We start from the raw sequence: 22,967 nt of genomic DNA on the forward strand, positions 1-22,967 counted from the left end.
ACTATTCGTCTCTAAGTGCTACAATAGGTTTAATTTTTGCTGCTCTGTAAGCCGGAAAAAATCCTGCCAGTGCACCGGCAAAAACAAGCAATACCAATGTGGTCAGGGCCACAGTAAAATCAACCTGAGGATTTCTAAAATATTCACTCTGAACCATTGGCCCAACAAATTCCAACAACAGCAAACTAGCGAGCAAACCTGCAAAACCTGCTATTGTCGTAATAAAAATAGATTCGTGAAGTATCATTGTAATGATCGATAATGGTGATGCCCCCAATGCTTTTCTAATACCAATTTCTTTTGTTCTTTCTTTTACAACAATCAACATAATATTACTCACACCAACAACTCCCGCAACGATAGTACAAATTCCTACCCACCAGAAAAACAATCTGATATAAAGATTTAAATCATAAAATTGTTTGGCATCTTTAACAGAATTATAGACACCCACTCCTCCATCATCTTCTGGCGCTACGACATTTTTGCTTTTTAGCAAATCTTTTAAATCCTGAGTAAATTTTTCAGATTGCGCCAGGGCTTCATCATAATTGTTTGTTTTTTTAAGTGTAAAAAACAAATTGCTGATTTTATCTCCTCCTCCAAAAGTTTTTTGCACGGTTGTTTTTGGCAGATAAGCTCTTGCTTCTTCACGTTCTCCACCCGGATCGGTAAAAACGCCAATTACCTTAAAGCTAATATTATTGATTAAAATTTCTTCTCCAAGAGCTTCTTTGTCTTTAAACAAATCAGTTTTTATCTTCATTCCAATAGTAGCTACTTTTTCATTATTATCCAGGTCTTTACTATTTACATATCGCCCCTGAACAATGGTTAGATTTTCTATTCCGCCATAATCGGGATCAACTCCTCTGTATTGATAACTTCCTGATTCTTTTCCGTAGGCAAATGGTGCTCCCCAAAAATTATATGTTGAAGCTCTTAAATCTAATTTGTCTTCAAATTTCTGAACAGATTGTGAATAATCACTATTCCTAAACTGAATTGGCCTTCCCGGATTCAAACCCTTGTATTCTTTTGTGGTGGTACCGGACCATACTTCAATAATCCCTGCGGCATCACGCTCAAACTGTTTTTCAATTCCGTTTTGCAGTCCTTTACCTGCGCCTAGCAAAATCACCAAAATAAAAATTCCCGAAGCCACGGAAATTCCTGTCAGAAATGTTCTTAATCTGTTTTTAGAGATTGCTTCAAATATTTCCTGCCAACGTTCAATATTAAACATAAGATGTGGCTCTAACTTGTTCTACCATTTTGTCATCTATAATTAATCCATCTTTCAGGACAACATTTCTTTTGCACATTGCGGCAATATCCGGCTCGTGTGTAACGATCAGAATGGTTTTTCCTTCATCGTTAATTCCCTGAATAAGTTCCATAACCTCATAAGAAGTTTTGGTATCCAAAGCTCCTGTAGGTTCATCGGCCAACAAAACTTTTGGGTTCGAAGCCAATGCACGGGCAATGGCTACACGTTGTTTCTGACCTCCCGAAAGCTCATTAGGTAAATGGTGTGAATGCGATCCAAGACCAACTTTCTCTAAATATTTCATTGCGATTTCATAACGTTCCTTTCTTTTTACTCCTTGATAATACAAAGGCATAGCAACATTATCCAACGCAGATTTATAATTAATTAAATTGAAAGATTGAAAAACGAATCCTAAAAATTTATTTCGATATTTTGAAGCTAATGTTTCGTTTAGCTTTTTTATCGGAGTTTTATCCAAAATATAACTACCTGAATCTGCTTCATCAAGAATTCCTAAAATATTAAGGAGTGTAGATTTGCCAGACCCGGAAGATCCCATGATAGCAACCAATTCTCCTTCTGCGATATTAAAATTAATTCCTTTTAACACATGCAATTGTGAACTGCCCATTTTGTAGGACTTGTGTAAATCTTTGATTTCGATCATGGTATTGTTAAATTTTAAGACAATGATAACATTTTTATCAAGTCAATTATGGTAACAAAAAGTTAATAATTTCACTTTACTATTTCAATAAGACTCTTTTCCTTATCAAATGTTACACTTTTTTAAGATAATATAATTGTTTTCTTAATTTTGCATCATTCAAAAAATCATTACTAATGAAGTTTTTTTCAGCACTTTCTTTGTTCACCGTACTTAATGTACTTGTAAGTTGTTCTACAGCTCAAAAATTAGAAACTTTAAAACCAGAACCGGATGATGCAAGCCCGCTAGTTTACGAAAGTAATCCGTCTTTTATCAACTTACCAATTTCAGTTAAGCTTCATGATATTGAAAATCAGACAAATTCCATTTTAAATGGTTTGATTTATGAAGACAATAATATAGAAGATGATGATATCGAAATGAAAATCTGGAAGCAGGCCCCTGTCAAAATTCAGAATGATCCTTCAAGTCCTGATAAAAAAATTAAAACAGTTTTGCCTCTAAAAGCTACTGTTAAATATCGAATAGGCACAAAAAAACTGGGCGTAGAACTTTATGATGTGCGTGAATTTAATCTAAATGGAGTCATCACTTTATCCAGTGAAGCAGCGCTTACTAATTGGAAATTAAACACAAAAACAGAATTTAAATCTCTTGACTGGAAAGAAAGCCCAACGATGATGGTTTTTGGAAAAAACATGCCCATCACTTATCTGGTAAATCCTGCAATATCAATTTTTAAATCTAAAATTGAAAAAAGCATAGATGATGCTATCGAAAAATCTATGGATTTTAAACCAAATGTTTTATCCGCTTTAGAAAAAATCTGTACTCCTTTTCAAATGAGCGATACTTACGAAAGCTGGCTGCAAATTGTTCCTGTTGAAGTTTATTCTACAACAGCAAAACTAAAAAATGATCAGTTTTTATTAGAGATGGGGATGAAATGCAACATGGAAACTATTGTAGGCAAACAACCCGAATCTAAATTTAATGCAAATAAAATTGTATTGAAACCGGTAACCAAAATCCCAAATCAGATTGCTGCCAATATTGCTGCTATTTCAACCTATGCCGATGCTTCTAAGATCATGACGCAAAATTTTGCTAATCAGGAATTCGGTTCCGGGAGCAAAAAAGTTACTGTAAAAAATGTAGCGATTTGGCATAAAAATGACAAAATGGTAATTGCTCTTGATGTCTTAGGATCTGTTAACGGAACAATTTATCTAACGGGATTCCCTCAATACAATCCTCAAACCAAAGAAATATACTTTGATAAATTAGATTATGTTTTAGACACAAAGAGCAAATTAATGCGTACAGCAAGCTGGCTGGCTCAGGGTTTAATTCTAAGAAAAATGGAGGAAAGCTGTCGCTATTCTATTCAGCCAAATTTAGAAGAAGGCAAAAAGAGTATGGCTGCGTATTTAAAAAATTATTCACCTATGCCCGGTGTTTTTGTAAATGGCAAAATGGAAGATATTCAGTTTGATAAAATTCAGCTTACCAATCAGGCGATTATCGCTTTTATTAAAATAAATGGTACGGTAAACGTCTCTGTAGACGGATTAAAATAATAAAAAAAAGCAGAATTAATTATTCTGCTTTTTTTATTTTAGACTGATACATTCTGTAAATCAGATAGCCTATTATACCTACAAGCAAATACGGAATTACCATTAAATAAACAATTCCATCATTTACTGCTTCTGCCTTCTTAATGTTAGAATCACCTGCTAATGCCGCACGACACATTGCGCATTGCGCGTTTGAAGAGATTGCAAAAAGAAATAGACAAATTCCAAAAAACACTTTTTGAAATTTTGATCCTGAGGTGTTTATATTTTTAATGTACATAATAAGGAGATATCATTAAGTAAACTACTACGCCCGTCACAGCAACATATAACCAAAGCGGAAAAGTAATTTTAGCTATTTTTCTGTGTCTGTCAAAACGCTGAGCCAAAGCTCTCACATAAGTAATTAATACTAATGGAATAATAGCAATTGACAGCAAAATATGTGTGATTAAAATAAAGAAATACACATAACGAATTGCACCTTCTCCACCAAATTTAGTAGAATCAGAAGTCATATGATAGGCTACATACATAACTAAAAATGCAACGGATAGTGCTATAGCAAAAGTCATTAATTGTTCGTGAAGCTTTTGTTTTCCGTTTTTAATAGCAAATACAGCTAAAACCAAAACAACAGCTGTAATACCATTTGTTGTTGCATAAATTGGAGGCAAAAATGAAAGAGGCTCTACATTGATTCCGAAATCTTTTAATTTTATTCCGAACAGAATAGCAACCACTACCGGAATTATAATTGAAACTGCAATAATAAATTTACTGAACTTTTTTTCTAATGAATGATCTTCCATTTTATTCTTCTAATAGTATTTTGATGTCTTCCTGAATATCTCTAACCCCTTTTTTATCCAATCCGTCATAGTATAAAATCGGATTTCCGAAATCATCCTTACGACAACGTATATTACCGTTTTTATCAATTAATGCAAATAAACCAGAGTGTTCAAAACCGCCATTTACTTTTGCGTTTTCACCCGCATAGAGATTAAAGCCTTTATTTGATAAATCCATAATAGTAGCTTTATCACCAGTTAGAAAATTCCAGTTTGATGATTTTACTCCTAATAACTTTGCATGATCTTTTAATATCTGAGGCGTATCATGAGCTGGATCAATTGTTATGGAAACAATACCAAAATTAGGGTTGCCAAAAAATGTTTTTTCGATTTCAAGCATACTCAAATTCATTTTTGGACAAATAGAAGGACAAGTAGTAAAGAAAAATTCCAGTACATACACTTTGCCTTTATAACTTTCGCTTGAAATTTTTACATTGTCCTGATTTGTCAATTCAAATTTTGGTGCAGGCCCGATTGTTAGCAATTTGGCATCTGATTTTGAATTTTTCAGACCAACATTATCCAAACGATTTCCCTTAACAACATCTCCGTTTTTTATTCTGTCTACAATTTTTGGGACAGCATAAATTCCAAAGATTAAAATGATAAACGAAATTCCGATATATGATTTATTTTTAAACATTATGATTGAAATTTAAAGTTGTTTCGTGGCATTATGATTCTTTTTAAGAGCGGCTCGATATTCATATAAAATAATTTTAAAATCGTCCAGCATCTCATTACTTAACTCAGATGGATGAAAAGTATCGTAGCCCTCTTTATATTCTTTTTCATCTTTTCTGCCTCTTAAATTTCTTTCTTTATCAACTATATAAACACTCGAAGTTCCTAAATTTTCATCCAGTTTTCCTTTTAATTTTAGTTGGCTGTAAAATGTTTTGATTTCTTCAGGTGAAGCAAAAATAAAATTCCAGCCTTTGACATCGGTAAAAGGCCTGAGGGCATCTAAAACTTTTTGAGCTTCATTTTCTGTTCCTAATGGGCAAACAACCACAAACTGAAGATCTTCAAAGCCATTATAACGTTTATAAATTTTTTCATTTAAATTGAAATAATTCCCACGGTTATTTAAAATCTGAGAGCCGGAGAAACCCAAAACTGTTATTTTTTTATCAAGAGAAACTTTTTTGCCGTCTAAGGATTTCCAATTTCCGAAATCTGCAATTTTTGGTGTTATAACAGGAAGTTTGGTAAAACTATTTACGCCAGAAGCAAAAAACAGATAGGCTACAATTGGCAAAACAAAAAGTACAAAGAGAACTATATTTTTTTTCATTATTACAGCGGAAGTTATTGAGGTACAAAAATAAAAAAAGCTCCGCAAAACGGAGCTTCTTTTCGAATTAATATCATGTTAAAAATTCCATTTAATAGTAGAATCTTTAAAAACCCCATAAATATAATGTCCTTCTGTCAAAAGAATAAACAATAAATATAATACCAGGAAAATAACTGGTGATACAACAGACCATCTAAGGCTGCTTTTTTCACCTTCCATGTGCATGAATGCCCATACAATATAATATGCTTTGAATATTGTTAAGATATAGAATATCCAGTTCAATAAATTCAAACCGATAAAATGATTAAATTCTAATGATGCTGGTTTTAAAATACCAAGAATAACTTCTACTGTAGTTACTAATGAAAGTAATCCAAAAACAAACCAGATTCTTTTTGTATTTGATACGTGATCGTGTGACATAATAATTAAGATCTAAAATTAAACTAAGTAGAAAACTGTAAATACAAATACCCAAACTAAGTCGACAAAGTGCCAGTATAAACCAACTTTCTCTACCATTTCGTAGCTTCTTCTTTTTTCGTAAGTTCCTAATAACACATTAAAGAAAATAATGATATTAATGATTACTCCTGAAAATACGTGGAATCCGTGGAATCCTGTAATAAAGAAAAAGAAATCTGCAAATAACTTACTACCGTATTCGTTTCTTGTTAAGTTTGCTCCTTCTACAACATATTTAGCCTGCGCTAAATGAGCCTCAGATTCTGCTCTTGACAAAACTGTTTTCTTTTTTTCAGCTGTAAGCTTTTCAGTTCTGATTAATAATTCAGGATGTGCTTTAAATCCAGCCTGAACTTCAGCAACTGAATAAGTTGGTAAACTTTCTGCATCTTCCAAAAACCATGACGTTTTACTTCTTGTCAAAGCTTCTCTTTGTTCCGGTAATTTTGCAGCAAACTTTTCCAGAGCAACTCTATTACCCTCTTTATCCACAAACTGCAATAAACTTCCGCCTTTAGTTTCTACTGCTCCATATTCACCTTTAATGAAATTTTTCCATTCCCAGGCCTGTGAACCAACGAAAATAAAACCTCCAATAATGGTTAAGAACATATAGATTGCCACTTTTGTTTTTTTCAATTGATGTCCTGCATCAACTGCCAAAACCATAGTTACAGATGAGAAAATCAAAATAAAAGTCATTAAGGCTACATAATACATTGGAGCCGAAACGCCATGCATAAAAGGAAAGTGAGTAAACACTTCATCAGCCAATGGCCAAGTTTCTATAAATTTAAATCTGGAAAAACCATAAGCCCCAAGAAATCCTGAGAATGTTAAGGCATCTGATACGATAAAAAACCACATCATCATTTTACCATAACTTGCTCCTAATGGCTGGATTTCATGACCGCCTCCCCAAGTTTTTTCGTCGTTGTTTGCAGTTGTAACTGTCGCTCCCATAAAAGTTATTCGTTAAAAAGTTCCCAAATTTACGTTTTTTTCTTATTTAAAGAAATATAAAAATAAAAATAAATACACCCATAATAAATCCAAAAAGTGCCAATACATCGCACCTAGTTCTATTCCAAGAGTTTGGGTCGAATTGTATTTTTGTTTAAAATGATTATAAATTATAATTAAAAGTGAAATTAATCCCCCTGCAAGGTGCAATAAGTGGGTAACCGTTACCACATATAGAAAAGTTGTAGTAATTGAACTACCTGCTCCTGTAAAATAATAACCGCTCTGAACTATTTGTCCAAAACCTTCAAATTGCAAAACCACAAATAAAATTCCCAAAGCCAATGTTCCCAAAAGCAATCCGGTAGTCGCAGCTCTGTTGTCTTTCTGAATTGCTTTTTTTGCCAGATAAAAAGTAACACTGCACGCAATGATTACTGCTGTACTATAATAAAATGCCGATGGCAATTCAAAATTCTTCAACCAGTCTGCTCTTGATTTACTTACTACAAAAGCACTTGTTAGTCCGGCAAACATCATTGTCATACTTACCATTGCAAACAATAAAATCAACTTTGCCGATTTTGATTTCCTTGCTTGTTCTTCACTTATTTTCATTGTCATTTCCATAACTATCTTAAAAATTTATCTACAATATATACAATTTGCAATAATGATATATACGAAACACTAACCAGCATTAAAGTTCTGGCTGCTTTTGCGGTTCTCAACTGATACAAACGAACAGCATAAAACAACATCCATAATCCTAATAAAAAAACCAGGACTGCGGCAATTGGCGAAATAAACAATTGTCCTGTATAACCTAAAACCGGCAATAGAGAAGCTATTATCAACCAAATTGTATATAACATAATCTGCAAAGCAGTTCCTTTATCTTTTTTCCCTGTAGGAAGCATAAAGATACCTGCTTTTTCATAATCTTCGTATAAAAACCACCCAATTGCCCAAAAATGAGGAAATTGCCAAAAAAACTGAATCAAAAATAATGTACCGGCTTCTATACCAAATTCTCCGGTTGCAGCAACCCATCCTAACATAAAGGGAATTGCTCCCGGAAAAGCACCTACAAAAACAGATAACGAAGTCACGGTTTTTAATGGTGTATAAATGCTGGTATAAAGAAAAATAGATATTGCTGCAAACATCGCCGACTTTGCATTGATCGTATACAATAAAGCTATACCAATAATAGTAAGCAGACTTGCTACAAACAAAGCCATTTTTGGTGACATGCGGCCTGATGGAACCGGGCGGTTTTTAGTTCGGTCCATCAAAGAGTCTATATCTTTCTCAATCACCTGATTAAAAGCATTTGAAGCTCCAACCATACAATATCCCCCAATGGATAAAATCAACAAAACGCTCCATTTAAAGGGATGCTCATCGTTTACACCAAGCAAGTATCCTGCAATAGATGAAAACAAAACACTAATTGCCAAACCGGCTTTAGTGATTTCTTTGAAATCCAGGAATATTGATTTTAATGAAATTGTATTTTTAGTAGTGCTCAATTCTATGATTGTTTGAATATTTTTTTTGAGTGGTGCAAATGTACAAATTGATTATAGAATCAAGACCGATAAAATTATATTTTTTTAAATAAAACCTTTACAAAATAAGGACTTGCAGATTTTTAACACAATTATTTTGAAAAATCTTATTAAATATTCTAGTAATCAAAATACCAATTGAAAATATCAGAACGTAATCCGATAGTAAACCAGGTTGTACTTTGTTTAAAAGTTGCTGCTGTTTCTTGTGTCGGATCAAAATTTCTATAAATAAAACTTCCAAAAAATTTAAGATTTGTAATTGGGTTAACCAAATAACCTGCTTGTATGTCTGCAATAAAAATATTGGTTTTGTTACCCTGCCCTACCTTTACTCCGGTATTATAAGGCCTGTCTTCATCGTAGCTTTTATAAATATTTCCTCCATAATTAAAACTATCTTCAGGAGTATCAAAATCCAAGCCTCTTGTACCAACTGTAAATTTTGCATCGGTATAATAACGCCCTTTATGGTAACGTGCTATTGCCACTAACTCTTTAAAGTTTCCTCCCCATTGATGCCCGACACTTTGGTTATTGTGTCCGTAGTTTGTAATTACAGCACTATGCGAATATACATAAGGACGAACGTGATTATATTCTAACTGGAACAATAAATCTTTTATATTAAAAGCATTAAAGTATTTAGCTCCAACCTGAAACCCGAATTTGTTTTTCCAACTCTTATCTGCAGCTTTTACATCAGATACAGAAAATTCATCGATTAAGAATTGCCCGTATAAATTGATATTATTATTCCATTTATACTTTCCTGTAAGTCCCAACAATGCATTACCGCTTTTAGAAGAAGAACCAAATTCTACAGCACGGTAGAATATAATCGGATTCACAAAATTAATATCAAAACCCCTGTTATTACTATCTGTCCAAACTACAGATTCAAAGAATCCTAAGTTTAATTTATTAGAGACGTTCCAGCTTAAATAATGGTTCGCCATAAATTTTGAAGCATATGTTTTTTCTTCTGTCACTTCCGGACGAACATCTTTAAGCCACATATAGGTGTTCGTATATTTTATTTTCCAGAATGTTGTATTAATTTTAAAATACGGATACGGGCTTGCTCCATCTCCCTCCAGCAAAGAACGATATCCATCTCCTATAAAATTCCTTCCATAACCCAATTGAAAATCAAAAATTTTGCTTGGCGCAAATGTAATATTTGCTTCTGCTAATGGAAAATCATAAGCATCACTTTTAAACCTTTTTGCAATTCCAATTCCGGGAATAATAGCAGGATTACCTCCCGATGGTTTTATGGATTCTGCATAATTATTAAAATAACCTGCAAATCGTCCCTGACTTTCAAAAAAAGTAGTGGTAAAATTTATCTGCTTTCCTAAACCTCCTCTAAAATTTAATGCGCGTGTATTTACATAAGTATATGATGCATCAATATCTGAGGCTTTTCCCATTTGCAAATCAACAATAGGGTTCAATGCCAGCCAATAATCTTCTCCCTGGATCTGCACCATATTTTCGTTCCACAATTTTCTTCCCAACCATGACGAGGTATTTTTTTGCAATGACTGGTTTACTGCTTTCAAATTATAATATTTTGAAACCTCAGCATACGTGTATGGTTTAGAAGCGGTATGATTATTACTTCCAACTTTGTTCATTGCATCATCAAATTGTGCATAGTAACTATGAGAAAACGGTATATTTAAATGACTGTCAAATTCTGGATTATTGTATTTTTTATAGACAATACTATCCAATTCTGTCATTGGCTTTTCTTTTGGCTTTAGAATTTGAGATGCCGCAAGAGCTTCTTCTGCAATCTGATTAGCGCTTTTTAACGGAATATTTATTGTAATTGTATATTTTGAATAAGTTGGTTTTCCATTATAAGTTGATGGTTTTATTTTATGAAATGCACCAAAAACGCGTTTTGATTCCTGCACTAATTCATCATTTGCTGCATTTACATAAATCACTTTAAACTCGCCTTTTTCATCAACTTCAAAAAGAACTTTTACCTCTCCTTTATAATTTGATTCTTTTAGTTTTTGAGGCACCTCAAAATTATGAAATACAAAATCCTGAACTTCTTTATAAAAACAGTTTTCAAGTTCTTTTGACTGCAGGTTTTCGCAATTTGTAAAAACAGGAAATTGTTCTGATATAAAACCAGGGGTAATGGATGAGTTATTGTTTTCCTGAGAATAACCTGAGAAGGCTGATAATGTAAAAACAAAAGATAAAAAAATCTTTCTTGCGTAGGTTTGGGTTTTCATTTAATATTGATTTGTGGTATTTTCTCCGTTGGCAATTATTTTTGCCGCCGAAGTTCCGATACGTTTAACTCCTAAACGAATCATCTCTATTGCTTCATCATATGAACGAACACCTCCTGCTGCTTTAACCGGCAGAGGGGATGCGTTTTCTAACATCATTATAATTGTTGGAATTGTGGCTCCGTTTGGAAAATCATTTTCAGTTTTAAAAAAACCTGTCGATGATTTTACAAAAACAGAATTATAGTTTTCTTCTTTGAAGTTGGAGATCACAACATTTTTTATCAGGGCCGAGAGCTGAATAATATCTTTATCAGTCAAGGCAGCAACCTCAATAATCCATTTTACTGTTTTGTTGTTTGCCAAACCGATTTGTGTCCCAATAAGAATTTCTTGTTTTACTAAAGCAGGATTTCCATTTTTAAAAGCCTCATAATTGCAAACAAAATTAAAAATCATCAGCTCCATTTTCGATTGCTGCATTTGCTTCTTTCAATTTTGTTTCGATATCTGATTTACCTTCGGGAAAATCAATAACGGTTCCAACAAGTAAGGGCGAATTTGCTTTTAAAATCATTTCTTTTGCAATTGAAACATGTTCAGGCCGAATCATAATCAGCTTAAAACCTTCTTCAATAGCTTCTGTAATCGCATTTTTGACAACAATAAGATTATCTGCTTCAGAAAGTCCGGCTTGCGAGGCAGATTTTAAATAGGTAGAGTCTAGATATTGCTTTATGTTCATGATTTTGAGATTACTCAGAAATGGTGACAAAAATACATTTAAAATTCTGAAAAAAAATACTCTTTGCTGCCTTGATTTTTTGGCAATAAAAAAACCCACCGAAGTGGGAATTATATTTTATATTCTATCGATTGTTTTTTTAAAAGCTATAGCGGTAAAAATTCCGGTTGTGCCCCCAATCGTATTGGCCAAAATATCTGTTACATCAGCTGCTCTTGTCATCGTAAATACACCTTGCAGAATTTCGATTGTTATACCAAAAAAAACAGAAAATATAAACGAAATAAGATATGCTTTGTAATCGTCAGCACCTTTTCCTTTGAGCTCTTTTTTGAAAAACAAAATCCAGGAAATTGTAAATCCAAAATGAAAACAAAAGTGAACAATTTTGTCAATGCTCGGAAAATTTACCGAAGGAATATTACTTGAATCTGTTAAACAGAAATAGGATATAATTCCTGAACAAATAATTGCCCAACAAAGTAATAATTGTTTAGGCACCGATAAGTTCTTTATAAGCTGCGTCAGATAATAAAGAATCTATTTCTGATGCATCAGAAATTTTTATTTTAATCATCCATCCAGCTCCGTAAGGATCAGAATTTACTGTTTCCGGAGCACTTTCTAAACTGTCATTAAAAGCAATTATTTCTCCTGTTAAAGGCAAGAACAAATCAGAAACTGTTTTTACAGCTTCAACGGTTCCAAAAACCTCATCTTTATCAAGTGTCTGATCTAAAGTTTCTACTTCAACATACACGATATCACCTAACTCTTTTTGAGCAAAATGAGTAATTCCTACTGTTGCAACATCTCCTTCGATGCTAACCCATTCGTGATCTTTTGTGTACTTTAAATTTGCTGGTATGCTCATAATAGTTATGTTTGAAAATTGATAATTGAATATTTAAGCCACAAATGTAATAATCTTCTAATGAAATCTACTTTAGAAATTCAAAAATTAATTTCCGAAATTATAACGAAGTGTAAAGCCTGATCTAATATTAGTTAATGGAAATGATGTCGAAATTACTGCTTTTGAGAACGAGTGATCGTAATAAAATATAGCCGTTAGATTTTTACTAAACGAATAATCTGCCGTAAGCTTTAATGACCAGATGTTTTGTCCGGCAGCCAGTTGATTATTTTCGTAATCCAGATAACGTACTAATGTTTCATTCTTTCTTAAAGAGAAATCTGCCTTTATATTGATGTCACTTTTAATAATTCCCGTTGGACTGTCAGCAAGTCTAGACGAGAAGATAACATCTTTAAAACGATATCCTAGTCCTACAACATATTCAATTCCTTTTACCTCAGTAAGTAAGTTATTATCAAAACTCATTGACAAAGCTCTGTCTTTTTTAATTTCGGTAAGCACTCTTAATGAACTTTTCAATTCAAAATCTACTCTCATAAGCGGGCTAAACTGTTCTACCAAATTCACATTTGACATGATTGTCTTGTTGTAGAAATTGTAAGTATTCGGATCCAGCATTGGATTCTCGGCAGGATTTGATATCGCTTTCTCATAATCAAAATTAGATCTGAACTGATTAATTGTATAAGATGCTCTATAATTATGCTGCAATGAGAAACGCTTAAACTTATCTTTAAAGAATTTATAACGCATTAACCCATTGTATTTTATACTCCAGTTTGGAATCGGGAAATTTCTAAAAATTCCTGTTGATGACTTTTCTGCATCACCTCCCGAATAGGCAGCTAAGAAAGCAGGCAATAATACAGCCTGATTACCTTTTCCATACCCTATTGGATACCCTTGATTGGCCGCATATATTTCTCTTTGCTTCTTAAACGGATCCTCATCGTTAGGATTTGTTGGCGGTGCAGGAATTTGATTAACATCATATCTCGGTATTGGGTTTCCTGCTCCGTAATAACCTTCTGCTAAACGATTAGCAATAATCAAACGATTGTTTCTAAAATCATCAAATGCTGCGGATTCAAATTCATTGCTCGTAGAAAAAGATGTTTTAATTAACACTGTTGATATTGAAAACATACCATAAGTATAACGTGACAAAGGCATATACAGATTGTCTGATTCCCTAACAGAATATTGCTCAGAATTATTTTCAGAATAGGATCTGTCCATTGTCAGATCAATTTTTAAATCAGGAAATAAATCAATGTTTGTAGTAACTTTCAAAGTTTTGTTTGTTACCTGTGTAAAATTCTGATTGAAATCCTGGTAATCTGTTAACCATCCATTTTTAGCTGCTTCGTATCGTACATCATCCTGACTTCCAAAAACAAATCCCAACGAAGGTTTTGAAGTTCCGAAGAAACCAACACCAGGTGTATAACCCGGCAAAACAGTTCCACTGTTTTTAGTATAATTAACCTGAATATTTTTTACACTTGTCAGGACACCAATCAAACCATCATAAAATGGATTGCTGCTTGTCGCCGGTTTTGCTGTATTTACAATTTTCTCACCTGGTTTTGGCGGCGCAGCAGTTTTAGGTTTAGCAGGTTTTTTTCCACCTGGAGTCAGACCCAAATATTTATACAACATATTCATGTTAAATGTTGCTGTCAAAGTATTTGAGTTGGCGTTCTGAATCGTATTTCCTAAATCGTACATCGTTGTTGTACCATCTGGATTTTCTTCTTCATATTGAGAAAAAGCAGTCGATGATCGTTGCCAGCTGTAATCGGCAGTATAAGAATAACTCGCTTTTATAAAGCTGAAAACCGGAATTTTGTTTATCGGAATTTCATAATTTAATACTAATTGCTGCAAATGCTGATTTGGCGTTCCAATATCCCAATAGTCATCCCAGATATTAAAATCTTCTTTAGGTGAATTATCATCATTTAAGAAGTTCCGAACTATATTATTAGATGCGGCCGTATAATTTAATTTTAATGATTTTGTTAAGTTATAACCAAAACCATATTGATAATTAAATGCAAAATTTCTTCTGTAAAGCGGATCAAGCCCAATTCCTTCAACTTCAACTTCTCTGTATTGCTGACGGTTACTTTGTCTTAAAATATTAGTATTGAAAGTAATGTTTGATGGCAAATAATTAAAATTAAAATCACTTAACAATTTCCAGTAATCACTTTTTTTCATGAACTGTGTCTTCTTAAAAGGAACTATCTCTTTTGGCTGAAAAGTATAAGCATAATTTACAGCTGTATTTGACTGCTCATCCTCATAATCTTCTACTTCATAATCGTGACGCTCTACCTGATTGTAAGATTGTGAGAACGTAAAATTCTCAACATCATAAATATGTGGCTTTTGCTCAGGAGCTCTGTCTTTTCTTACTCCTATAAAGTTGATGCTTTTTCTTTTTGTATAATCAACCGCACGGGTTCTGATGTTATCTCTTTCGGCTGCGTCAGTCGTTTCTCTTAGCAACTGATCTAGTTTAATATCCTGATTAAAAGGATCATATTCCGGCGTAATGACTTCTTCACCAATAGCATAATTAAAAGGCAAATTGATTCCCCACTTATGTGGCAATAATTGTCCTAAGTTTAGATTCGTTACAATATTATATTGCTGAACATCTTCACGATCTCTTTCATTAGCTCCTTCTTCAAGTGCTCCAAAACCGATTGTACTTTTACGGCCGGTTGCAGAAAGAGTAGCAAAATCTGCCATGTTAGTATCTACACTCAATATTGCCGCCATTCCGCCCTTATTCTCCAGATCCGACATACGAAGTTCATTAAACCATACTTCTCCTTGTAGGTTCTTATGCTCTGCTGTACTTTTTACTCCGACCATTAAGTTTCTTACCAAACCAAAGTTAGGATTTCCTTTGATTCCTAATTTCAGTTTGCTATCGCCGTCACCACCTTCTTCAATTAAGTCGACATCATCATCAGGGTAATAAACACCGTTGATATCTCTTTTGGCAGAATTAATATCAATTTTCATTCCCTTGATTTTCATTCTGGTCAGTAATTCCAGGGCCAGATCAATATCATTTTGTTCCATCCAGACCTGGTCTGCACTTACAGCACAAGATCCTGCCGGTCTTGTTACTTTTAGAGGGATTTCTACCTGATAGTAATTTTGTGTAAAATCATTTCCAAAACGAAGAAATCCGACCATTTCGTCATCAGCTAATTCTTCCTGACTTGGTAAAGATTCTGCGTGTAAAAACATTTTAAGTTTTTTATACTGACGCATATCAACACTAACATTTTTAAAAACTGCTCTTGAATCCTTATATTGTAATCCTCCACCAGAAATACGTAACGCTAATGATTGTTCGTTTTGATTGATAACTGTATTATTGTTATATAATTGCTCTCTTTGTACTCCTGGAGGTATAACATAGTTTACAGGACATTTTGTATCATTCTCCTGCACATTCACTGCCTGAACATCAAAGTCAGTACCATCATCATCAGGAGTTACATCGTTTGCATCCAATGTTCCTGTATATCTTCTCCACTCTCCTCTTACTAAATCGAGAGCTCCAAAACGCATTGTCATCTGATCGTTGAAACCGGTCATAAACATACGCATGAATCGGATAGATCTAAAATCTGTAATGTTCCCTATAGTATTTTGAGGCTGAGAAACAGGAATTTTAAACTGAATCCATCTCGCTTTTGTTGTTGTACCGTTTGGCAATTCGACATCACCTACTGTCTCAGGCTCACGAATATCTGTAATGTAGTTTTCTCCTACTTGCATATTAGGCCTCATTTCAATACTATATTCATAATAAGCATTGATCGTGTTCATTGTATTGTCACGATTAATATCTTCCACATCAGGCAGGGTTGTAGATCCACGATTGGGATCATCTATACTTACAGGAGAGTTGCCCTCAATACCATTATAATTTTTATAACGATCCTGAACGCCCCCATCTGTATTTAGATAGTATTTGTAATTATCTCCTGCAGGATCGGGCTCAGAAGCGTAATTAGTATAAATCGAAGCTTCTCTGGCATCGGGCAAACCATCTAAACCAACGTCCTGATTTTTACGATTATCTGCATTAGTATCAAAAGCATAAATCAAAGACTGAGACGCAGGAACATCACCCCACAATGGCTGCGGTTTTACCATTACCTGATCAGGGCCTAAGCCGTTTTCGTATTGTTTTCTATTATCTTTTAATACATCTTCAGAGATTTCACCTAAGTTAAAATAGATTTTTCCCGTATTAGTAGGCTGTGCCTGTCCGTTTCCAACATATGGATCAAGTACCCAAAACTGAACATATTCTACATTCCCCTGTTCAAAATTGGTTGAATTTAAGGCTCGCATAATCCCTCCATAATTAGACGTTACGGGATCTGAACTGAAAGTCGGGCTGTTATTATATGGTCCTCTTTCTGATGGATAATAAGTTAAGTCGAGCGTATTAATAACCTGAATTTGTCCCTGGGCAATATCTGTATTTGGATATAATTCTTTACTATAAACTCTCCTTGTTGTATTTAATGATAAATCATCGTTTGAAATTCCGGATGGCTTAGACGAATAAAAAACTGGATCTATAGTATACCACGCTAATTTTGATCTTTTATAACCATATTTTAAATCATCAAAATTTGCATTAAAAGTAGGATCGCCTTCCTTGGTTATAAATGGAGTTGAAGCTAAACTCCATGCATATGCTGAACGCATATCGATTGTTGATTGTGAACCTTCGAAGTCATCTATATAAATCGTTGCCTCTCCTTCAAAATCACTTGCTTTTGGTGCATCAGGCTTTAAAAAAGCAACTTCTCCACGAATCGAAAGATTTGAAGGAACATCTGTGTCAATATTCGGAAGTTTGTTTACTAATCTGGTAAAGAAAGGGACTTCTGTTGAAAAGTTTCCATTAACTCCATAAATTGTATTATTTACAGATTCTTGTCCATAACTTGATTTTTGGGTAAATGGTCTTTCTGTCATTTTTAAGAAAGTACCTCCAACAACAAAATTATCAGAAATTTTATGTTCGATATTGAACCCTACAAATCTTCGGGTCTGCTGTCCGAAAATTGAATTGTTTTCTAAAGAAACTTCAATTGGTGTATTCGATGCCTGAAGTGATGGATCTAAAATCTGAACTCTTCCTAATTGATAATCGACACTATAATCGACACCTTCTACCAAAACTCTTCCGGCCGCTGTAACCACAACCGACCCTTGCGGAACATTAAATGCTCCGATTGGAATACCATTACTTCCTGATGATTTATATTTACCGCGTAATAAAAATTTGTTTTTATCGCTTTCCTGCAAAGCATCAGATTGTGTACTTTTATACATCTTCCTGTACACATATTTCTGCTGGTTTACGTTATAAGTGGTTGTGTTATTATAATCTTCTCCCGGTGTAGTTTGCAATTTTCTGAATAAAAGCTCTCCGAAAGGCTCTTTTGTGGTAAAAATTATTCGACCGTTTTGAGCATCTACCGTAATACCCGGGATATAATCAAAGAAACCATCTCCCCCTGTTTGAGGATCATTATTATAATTTAACTGATCTACGTTAAAAACATTTAATAATGGGGTTTGCTCTACCTTATCTTCCGGAGCAGGATTAGCTGGGAAACTACTTCCTGAAACAGGTGAAATATAATTTATAGGTGATGGATCTGTATAAAGAATGTTTAATCTAAAATCGTCTTGTTTAATTTGATAAGCCTGAGGAATCTGGTAAACGTTTTTCATCATCAAATCCCAAACAGGATTGTTTACGTTTGTCAAACTGCTTTTCAGCATTTTTAAAATCAAACTTTGAGTAATAATGGTCTGGTTAGAACTGTTGTCTCCGGTAACCACTGTACCATCAACTCCATCACTACCAAATTCACCAACCTGATATACCTCACCACCAACAGTGTATTCAAAAGCAACTGCCAGAATTTCGTCATTTGCTAAACGCTGTTGTAAAGAGATGTACCCTAATTGCGCATTAAAAGTATATTCGTTTGTGGTTAACTTTCTTGCATTTTCCAGTACAGAATAATCTGTTCCTTCACTTGTATTTGGATTATTGAATCCCGATTTTGCGGTAACAATTTCTCTAATATTCTGATTTAAAAAGTACCCTGGTCTACCAATCGATTTCGGGTCATACATATTATTTTCATTGTCTGTTGGTGACCCAATGGGTTTAGCCGGATTAAAAAAACCAGCTGTAGAACCAATTACTACAACTTCATTATCGGGAATACCAGGTATTTGCGCTTCTCCTAAATCCTGAAGTGCAATAACATTTCTTAGGTTATTATTGGTGGTGCTTACTCGGTTTTGTTTGTTTGTAACCCAAACTTCGAGTCTTGTGATCTGAACACGGCTATCTATAAAAGGATATTTCTTTAGAGAAGCATCGTATCTGTTTCTAAAATATTGCGATAAGAAGAAGTGCCTGTCATTATCGTAGTCTAAAGCATATAAATCAAAGTTCTGTACTGTACCGCCACCTTCTGCAACTATACTTTTTGTCTGAGACTTTTGTTCTGAAAAAACTCCGGTTACTGTTGTCTTACCAAATTGCAGCTGTGCTTTTACTCCAAACAAACTTTGTGCACCCCGAATCAGGGTACTGTTCAGCGGCATGCTAACGTTACCGACTTCTACTTTTTGAACAATATCATCCTCTGAAGGTGTGTAAGCAAGCTTAAATAAATTTTGAAATGCAAATGTTGATTGGGTATCATAGTTGGCATTTACTTCTAACCTCGTACCAACTTTCCCCATTAAGCTCATGCTGATTCTCTGATCAAAATCAAAAGTGAGACTTGATCGGTTTCTTGGAGAAAAAGAAGGGTTGTCTTGTTTTGTATAACGTATTCCCAAGTCCATTTCTACTGATCCTGTGGGCTTTACATCAATTGTATTGCTGCCAAAAACACTTTCGAAAAGGCTTGAATTAATATAATATCTTGGAAGTAAATCTTTTTTAGCAGCTTCGCTTCCTTCTTTTTTACCATCAATTGCATCCATTTTTTTTCTGAAATATTCTCTTCTGGATTCTTTCAGAACTAAATCTTCATACTCTTTCGGAGTCAGAACAATTGGATAATCAATGGAAAAACCATCAACGGTACTTGTGTAGATATACCTGTCTGTAATAGGGTCGTATTTATAAGCCGAAAGTATGCTCGGAGGATTTTCTAACTCAAATTTCCCAACAGAGAACTGAGTTTTTGTTGTATCTTGAACTGCTGGATTTACTTGCGAACGCAAAACATTACCGCAAAATAAAACCAGTAAAAAAATACCAATTTTACGCATACAATTCGTTTATATAAAATGAGTTTATAAGCTTTTTAATGCTTTTTTAATGATCGTTTCTGCCGTTGCTTCCGGATCTTCTTTAACGATCTTTTCGACTACTTTTTCAGATGTTTTACGGATAAAACCTAAAACTTCCAAAGCAGATAACGCTTCATCTCTATTTGTATTGTTCTGGACTACCGAAACTTCATCCAAATCGTACAATTTTAACACTTTTTCCTTCAAATCAAGTATAACTCTCTGCGCCGTTTTGTTTCCAATCCCTTTTATTGATTGTATTACACCGACATCTCCAGAGGCAATGGCATTAATAATTTGTCTGGGTTCTATTGAAGACAACATGGTTCTGGCTATGTTAGCGCCAATTCCTGAAACAGACAATAACATTCTAAATATTTCTCTCTCTGACTTTTCTACAAACCCGAATAAAGTATGCGCATCTTCTTTTATCAGAAGATGCGTATACAATTTTATAAAATCAGCATTGGGAAGAAGAGAAAATGTGTGTAAAGAGATATTAACATGATATCCTACTCCGCCACAATCAATCACAACTTCTGTGGGATTTTTTTCTACTAATTTCCCCTGCAAATGTGCTATCATAGTATAATTTATTGAATCAAATATAATAAAAATAAGACAATTTATCCGATCTTAATTTTAATACTATTTAGCTAATTTATTTTTTTTGTTTTCTTTTTCCTGTGCGTCAATAACAGCTATAGCTGCCATATTCACCATCTCCTCAACACTTGCACCCAATTGGAAAATATGGACTGGTTTACCCATACCCATCATAATTGGCCCGATAGAATTTACTTTATATAATTCTTTTAGTAATTTGTAAGTAATATTGGCTGATTCTAAGTTAGGAAAAATCAATGTGTTTACTTTTTTTCCTGCTAATTTTGAGAACGGGAATTTTTCCTGCAGCATCTCCGGATTCAACGCAAAATCGGCCTGAATTTCTCCGTCAACAATCATGTCCGGATGGTTTTTGTGCAAATAAGCTACAGCATCTCTTACTTTTGATGCACCAGGACTTGTTGATGATCCAAAGTTTGAAAATGAAACCATTGCTATAACAGGCTCAACTCCAAACATTTTTGCAGTTTTTGCAGTCATGACCGCAATATTTACTAAGTCTTCAGAGGTTGGATTAATATTTATTGCCGTATCTGACAAAAACATTGGTCCGCGAGAAGTAAGCATCATATTGGCTGTAGCAACCAGAGAAGCACCATGTGCTTTCTCAATTAATTGCAGCATTGGTTTTACAACACTTGGGTAACTTCTTGAGTATCCTGTTACTAAAGCATCTGCTTCGCCTTCGTTAACCATCATGGCTGCAAAATAGTTTCTTTCGCGCATGAATTTTTGTGCGTCAAGTAAAGAAACACCTCTTCTTTCTCTTGTTGACCAAAAAGAATTGGCAAATTTATTTCGTCTTGCCTCTTCTTCTGTCGTTTTAGGATCTATAATTTTTACTTCGGCATCAAAACCTAGTTCTTTTTTTAGTTCTAAAATGGTTCCCTTATCGCCTAATAAAATTGGAAAACCAATTCCGTCTTCATGAACAATTTGTGCTGCTTTTAGAACATTCAACTGATCTGCTTCAGCAAAAACAACTCTTTTAGGATCTAATTTGGCACGGTTAGTCATCAAACGAACCATTTTGTTATCATTGCCCATACGCTCACGAAGTGTATCTTCATAAGCTGCCCAGTCTGTAATAGGATTTTTTGCAACTCCTGATTCCATAGCTGCTCTTGCAACTGCAGGTGCTACAATTGTAATCAATCTTGGGTCAAATGGTTTCGGAATAATATATTCCTGGCCAAATCCTAATTTTGTTGCTCCGTAAGCTACGTTTACCTGCTCCGGTACTGGCTCTTTTGCTAAAATAGCTAAAGCTTTTACAGCAGCCATTTTCATTGCCTCATTAATTTTTGTAGCTCTTACATCAAGTGCTCCTCTAAAAATATATGGAAAACCAAGAACGTTATTTACCTGATTAGGAAAATCAGAACGACCTGTGGCCATAATAACATCTTTTCTTGTCTCAACAGCTAAATTATAATCGATTTCCGGATTTGGATTGGCCATTGCAAAAACAATTGGATTGGCTGCCATTGACAGCAACATTTCCGGAGACAAAATATTTCCTGAAGATAATCCTATGAAAACATCGGCACCTTTTATGGCTTCTGCTAAATCTACTGAAGGTCCGTTTATGGCATATTTTAATTGTAATTCTGATAATGAAGGATTATCTTTTGTTAGAAGTCCTTTGCTATTGAACATTAAAATATTTTCAACTTTTACTCCTAATAAGACATATAGATCAGTACAGGCTATCGCGGCAGAACCTGCTCCTGAAACTACCATTTTTACGTCTTCTGCTTTTTTTCCCGCTATTTCAAGTGCATTAATTAAAGCTGCAGAAGAAATAATTGCCGTACCATGCTGATCGTCGTGCATTACCGGGATGTCCAATTCTGCAACCAGTCTTCTTTCAATTTCAAAAGATTCGGGAGCTTTAATATCTTCCAGGTTAATTCCTCCAAAAGTTGGAGCAATATTTTTTACAGTCTGAATAAATTCTTCAATATCTTTTGTTCCAATTTCAATATCAAAGACATCAATATCAGAAAATATTTTAAACAACAAACCTTTTCCTTCCATAACAGGCTTAGAAGCTTCCGGACCAATATCTCCAAGCCCCAGAACAGCTGTTCCGTTTGAGATTACAGCTACTAAGTTTCCTTTTGCTGTATATTTATATACGTCCTCAATATTTTTTTCAATTTCTAAACATGGCTCTGCAACACCTGGTGAATATGCAAGAGACAAATCTCTCTGAGTTGCATATTTTTTTGTTGGTACTACCTGAATTTTCCCTGGAGTTGGCTTAGAATGATATAATAATGCCTCTTCTCTTTTATTGTCTTTACTCATTGTTTTAGCTTTTATTCTAGCTTACAAAGATATAAGTCTTCGATTAAAATGGCATGTTTTTGTAGCTTTC

19 protein-coding genes are annotated in these 22,967 nt (G+C 34.2%); 1 reads left to right on the forward strand and 18 read right to left on the reverse strand.

Annotated features, from left to right (window positions below; genetic code table 11):
* Position 1 precedes the first annotated feature (1 nt).
* Entirely contained in the window at positions 2 to 1,246 is a 1,245-nt protein-coding gene (locus JOD96_RS20570) for an ABC transporter permease (RefSeq protein ID WP_209566111.1), read from the reverse strand.
* A complete protein-coding gene (locus tag JOD96_RS20575; protein ID WP_116751640.1) occupies positions 1,239 to 1,940 on the reverse strand; it encodes an ABC transporter ATP-binding protein in 702 nt (233 codons plus the stop codon). Before JOD96_RS20575 ends, JOD96_RS20570 begins: the two co-directional genes overlap by 8 nt.
* Positions 1,941 to 2,116: 176 nt before the next feature.
* On the opposite strand from JOD96_RS20575, the gene JOD96_RS20580 reads away from it, so the two are divergent.
* Positions 2,117 to 3,523 (forward strand): DUF4403 family protein, encoded by a 1,407-nt coding sequence (locus tag JOD96_RS20580; RefSeq protein WP_209566112.1) that lies wholly within the window; start codon positions 2,117 to 2,119, stop codon positions 3,521 to 3,523.
* 19 nt (positions 3,524 to 3,542) lie between these two features.
* Here JOD96_RS20580 and JOD96_RS20585 read toward each other — a convergent pair whose 3' ends face one another.
* The 16 genes from JOD96_RS20585 to JOD96_RS20655 form a co-directional block, all read right to left on the reverse strand.
* Entirely contained in the window at positions 3,543 to 3,803 is a 261-nt protein-coding gene (locus JOD96_RS20585; protein ID WP_209566113.1) for a hypothetical protein, read from the reverse strand.
* Complete coding sequence (locus tag JOD96_RS20590; RefSeq protein WP_209566114.1) at positions 3,793 to 4,335, reverse strand: DUF420 domain-containing protein; 543 nt, start codon at positions 4,333 to 4,335, stop codon at positions 3,793 to 3,795. Before JOD96_RS20590 ends, JOD96_RS20585 begins: the two co-directional genes overlap by 11 nt.
* A 1-nt stretch (position 4,336) precedes the next feature.
* A complete protein-coding gene (locus tag JOD96_RS20595; protein WP_209566115.1) occupies positions 4,337 to 5,026 on the reverse strand; it encodes an SCO family protein in 690 nt (229 codons plus the stop codon).
* 12 nt (positions 5,027 to 5,038) lie between these two features.
* Positions 5,039 to 5,680 carry a hypothetical protein gene (locus tag JOD96_RS20600; protein ID WP_209566116.1) on the reverse strand — a complete coding sequence of 214 codons (642 nt, stop codon included), beginning with the start codon at positions 5,678 to 5,680 and terminating at the stop codon, positions 5,039 to 5,041.
* Between the two features lie 78 nt (positions 5,681 to 5,758).
* Positions 5,759 to 6,109 (reverse strand): cytochrome C oxidase subunit IV family protein, encoded by a 351-nt coding sequence (locus tag JOD96_RS20605; RefSeq protein WP_209566117.1) that lies wholly within the window; start codon positions 6,107 to 6,109, stop codon positions 5,759 to 5,761.
* Positions 6,110 to 6,127: 18 nt separating this feature from the next.
* Entirely contained in the window at positions 6,128 to 7,114 is a 987-nt protein-coding gene (locus JOD96_RS20610; protein WP_209566118.1) for a cytochrome c oxidase subunit 3, read from the reverse strand.
* Positions 7,115 to 7,156: 42 nt separating this feature from the next.
* Positions 7,157 to 7,744, reverse strand: a complete 588-nt coding sequence (locus JOD96_RS20615; RefSeq protein ID WP_209566119.1) for a heme-copper oxidase subunit III — start codon at positions 7,742 to 7,744, stop codon at positions 7,157 to 7,159.
* Positions 7,745 to 7,746: 2 nt separating this feature from the next.
* The gene (cyoE, locus tag JOD96_RS20620; RefSeq protein WP_209566120.1) at positions 7,747 to 8,649 is read right to left on the reverse strand and encodes a heme o synthase; all 903 of its coding nucleotides are present in this window, start codon (positions 8,647 to 8,649) and stop codon (positions 7,747 to 7,749) included.
* Between the two features lie 158 nt (positions 8,650 to 8,807).
* Positions 8,808 to 10,949 carry an energy transducer TonB gene (locus tag JOD96_RS20625; protein WP_209566121.1) on the reverse strand — a complete coding sequence of 714 codons (2,142 nt, stop codon included), beginning with the start codon at positions 10,947 to 10,949 and terminating at the stop codon, positions 8,808 to 8,810.
* Positions 10,950 to 11,408 carry a hypothetical protein gene (locus JOD96_RS22625; RefSeq protein WP_410744292.1) on the reverse strand — a complete coding sequence of 153 codons (459 nt, stop codon included), beginning with the start codon at positions 11,406 to 11,408 and terminating at the stop codon, positions 10,950 to 10,952.
* Positions 11,398 to 11,694: a hypothetical protein gene (locus JOD96_RS22630; RefSeq protein WP_410744293.1), complete on the reverse strand. Its 297-nt coding sequence runs from the start codon at positions 11,692 to 11,694 to the stop codon at positions 11,398 to 11,400. The genes JOD96_RS22625 and JOD96_RS22630 overlap by 11 nt, the downstream gene beginning before the upstream one ends.
* A gap of 117 nt (positions 11,695 to 11,811) precedes the next feature.
* The gene (locus JOD96_RS20635) at positions 11,812 to 12,195 is read right to left on the reverse strand and encodes a VanZ family protein (protein WP_209566122.1); all 384 of its coding nucleotides are present in this window, start codon (positions 12,193 to 12,195) and stop codon (positions 11,812 to 11,814) included.
* Positions 12,188 to 12,568 carry a glycine cleavage system protein GcvH gene (gcvH, locus tag JOD96_RS20640; RefSeq protein WP_209566123.1) on the reverse strand — a complete coding sequence of 127 codons (381 nt, stop codon included), beginning with the start codon at positions 12,566 to 12,568 and terminating at the stop codon, positions 12,188 to 12,190. Before gcvH ends, JOD96_RS20635 begins: the two co-directional genes overlap by 8 nt.
* An 87-nt stretch (positions 12,569 to 12,655) precedes the next feature.
* Positions 12,656 to 19,936 carry a cell surface protein SprA gene (gene sprA / locus JOD96_RS20645; protein WP_209566124.1) on the reverse strand — a complete coding sequence of 2,427 codons (7,281 nt, stop codon included), beginning with the start codon at positions 19,934 to 19,936 and terminating at the stop codon, positions 12,656 to 12,658.
* A gap of 24 nt (positions 19,937 to 19,960) precedes the next feature.
* A complete protein-coding gene (gene ruvA, locus JOD96_RS20650) occupies positions 19,961 to 20,542 on the reverse strand; it encodes a Holliday junction branch migration protein RuvA (protein WP_209566125.1) in 582 nt (193 codons plus the stop codon).
* A gap of 63 nt (positions 20,543 to 20,605) precedes the next feature.
* Positions 20,606 to 22,897, reverse strand: coding sequence for an NADP-dependent malic enzyme (locus tag JOD96_RS20655; RefSeq protein WP_209566126.1), 2,292 nt, complete (start codon positions 22,895 to 22,897; stop codon positions 20,606 to 20,608).
* Between the last annotated feature and the right edge of the window lie 70 nt (positions 22,898 to 22,967).

The organism is Flavobacterium sp. 1355, from assembly GCF_017833415.1.
GTDB lineage: Bacteria > Bacteroidota > Bacteroidia > Flavobacteriales > Flavobacteriaceae > Flavobacterium.

Coding starts and splice junctions, on each gene's coding strand:
- JOD96_RS20570 (WP_209566111.1), bottom strand. CDS start 1,246: ATGTTTAATATTGAACGTTGGCAGGAAATATTTGAAGCAATCTCTAAA.
- JOD96_RS20575 (WP_116751640.1), bottom strand. CDS start 1,940: ATGATCGAAATCAAAGATTTACACAAGTCCTACAAAATGGGCAGTTCA.
- JOD96_RS20580 (WP_209566112.1), top strand. CDS start 2,117: ATGAAGTTTTTTTCAGCACTTTCTTTGTTCACCGTACTTAATGTACTT.
- JOD96_RS20585 (WP_209566113.1), bottom strand. CDS start 3,803: ATGTACATTAAAAATATAAACACCTCAGGATCAAAATTTCAAAAAGTG.
- JOD96_RS20590 (WP_209566114.1), bottom strand. CDS start 4,335: ATGGAAGATCATTCATTAGAAAAAAAGTTCAGTAAATTTATTATTGCA.
- JOD96_RS20595 (WP_209566115.1), bottom strand. CDS start 5,026: ATGTTTAAAAATAAATCATATATCGGAATTTCGTTTATCATTTTAATC.
- JOD96_RS20600 (WP_209566116.1), bottom strand. CDS start 5,680: ATGAAAAAAAATATAGTTCTCTTTGTACTTTTTGTTTTGCCAATTGTA.
- JOD96_RS20605 (WP_209566117.1), bottom strand. CDS start 6,109: ATGTCACACGATCACGTATCAAATACAAAAAGAATCTGGTTTGTTTTT.
- JOD96_RS20610 (WP_209566118.1), bottom strand. CDS start 7,114: ATGGGAGCGACAGTTACAACTGCAAACAACGACGAAAAAACTTGGGGA.
- JOD96_RS20615 (WP_209566119.1), bottom strand. CDS start 7,744: ATGGAAATGACAATGAAAATAAGTGAAGAACAAGCAAGGAAATCAAAA.
- JOD96_RS20625 (WP_209566121.1), bottom strand. CDS start 10,949: ATGAAAACCCAAACCTACGCAAGAAAGATTTTTTTATCTTTTGTTTTT.
- JOD96_RS22625 (WP_410744292.1), bottom strand. CDS start 11,408: ATGATTTTTAATTTTGTTTGCAATTATGAGGCTTTTAAAAATGGAAAT.
- JOD96_RS22630 (WP_410744293.1), bottom strand. CDS start 11,694: ATGAACATAAAGCAATATCTAGACTCTACCTATTTAAAATCTGCCTCG.
- gcvH (WP_209566123.1), bottom strand. CDS start 12,568: ATGAGCATACCAGCAAATTTAAAGTACACAAAAGATCACGAATGGGTT.
- sprA (WP_209566124.1), bottom strand. CDS start 19,936: ATGCGTAAAATTGGTATTTTTTTACTGGTTTTATTTTGCGGTAATGTT.
- ruvA (WP_209566125.1), bottom strand. CDS start 20,542: ATGATAGCACATTTGCAGGGGAAATTAGTAGAAAAAAATCCCACAGAA.
- JOD96_RS20655 (WP_209566126.1), bottom strand. CDS start 22,897: ATGAGTAAAGACAATAAAAGAGAAGAGGCATTATTATATCATTCTAAG.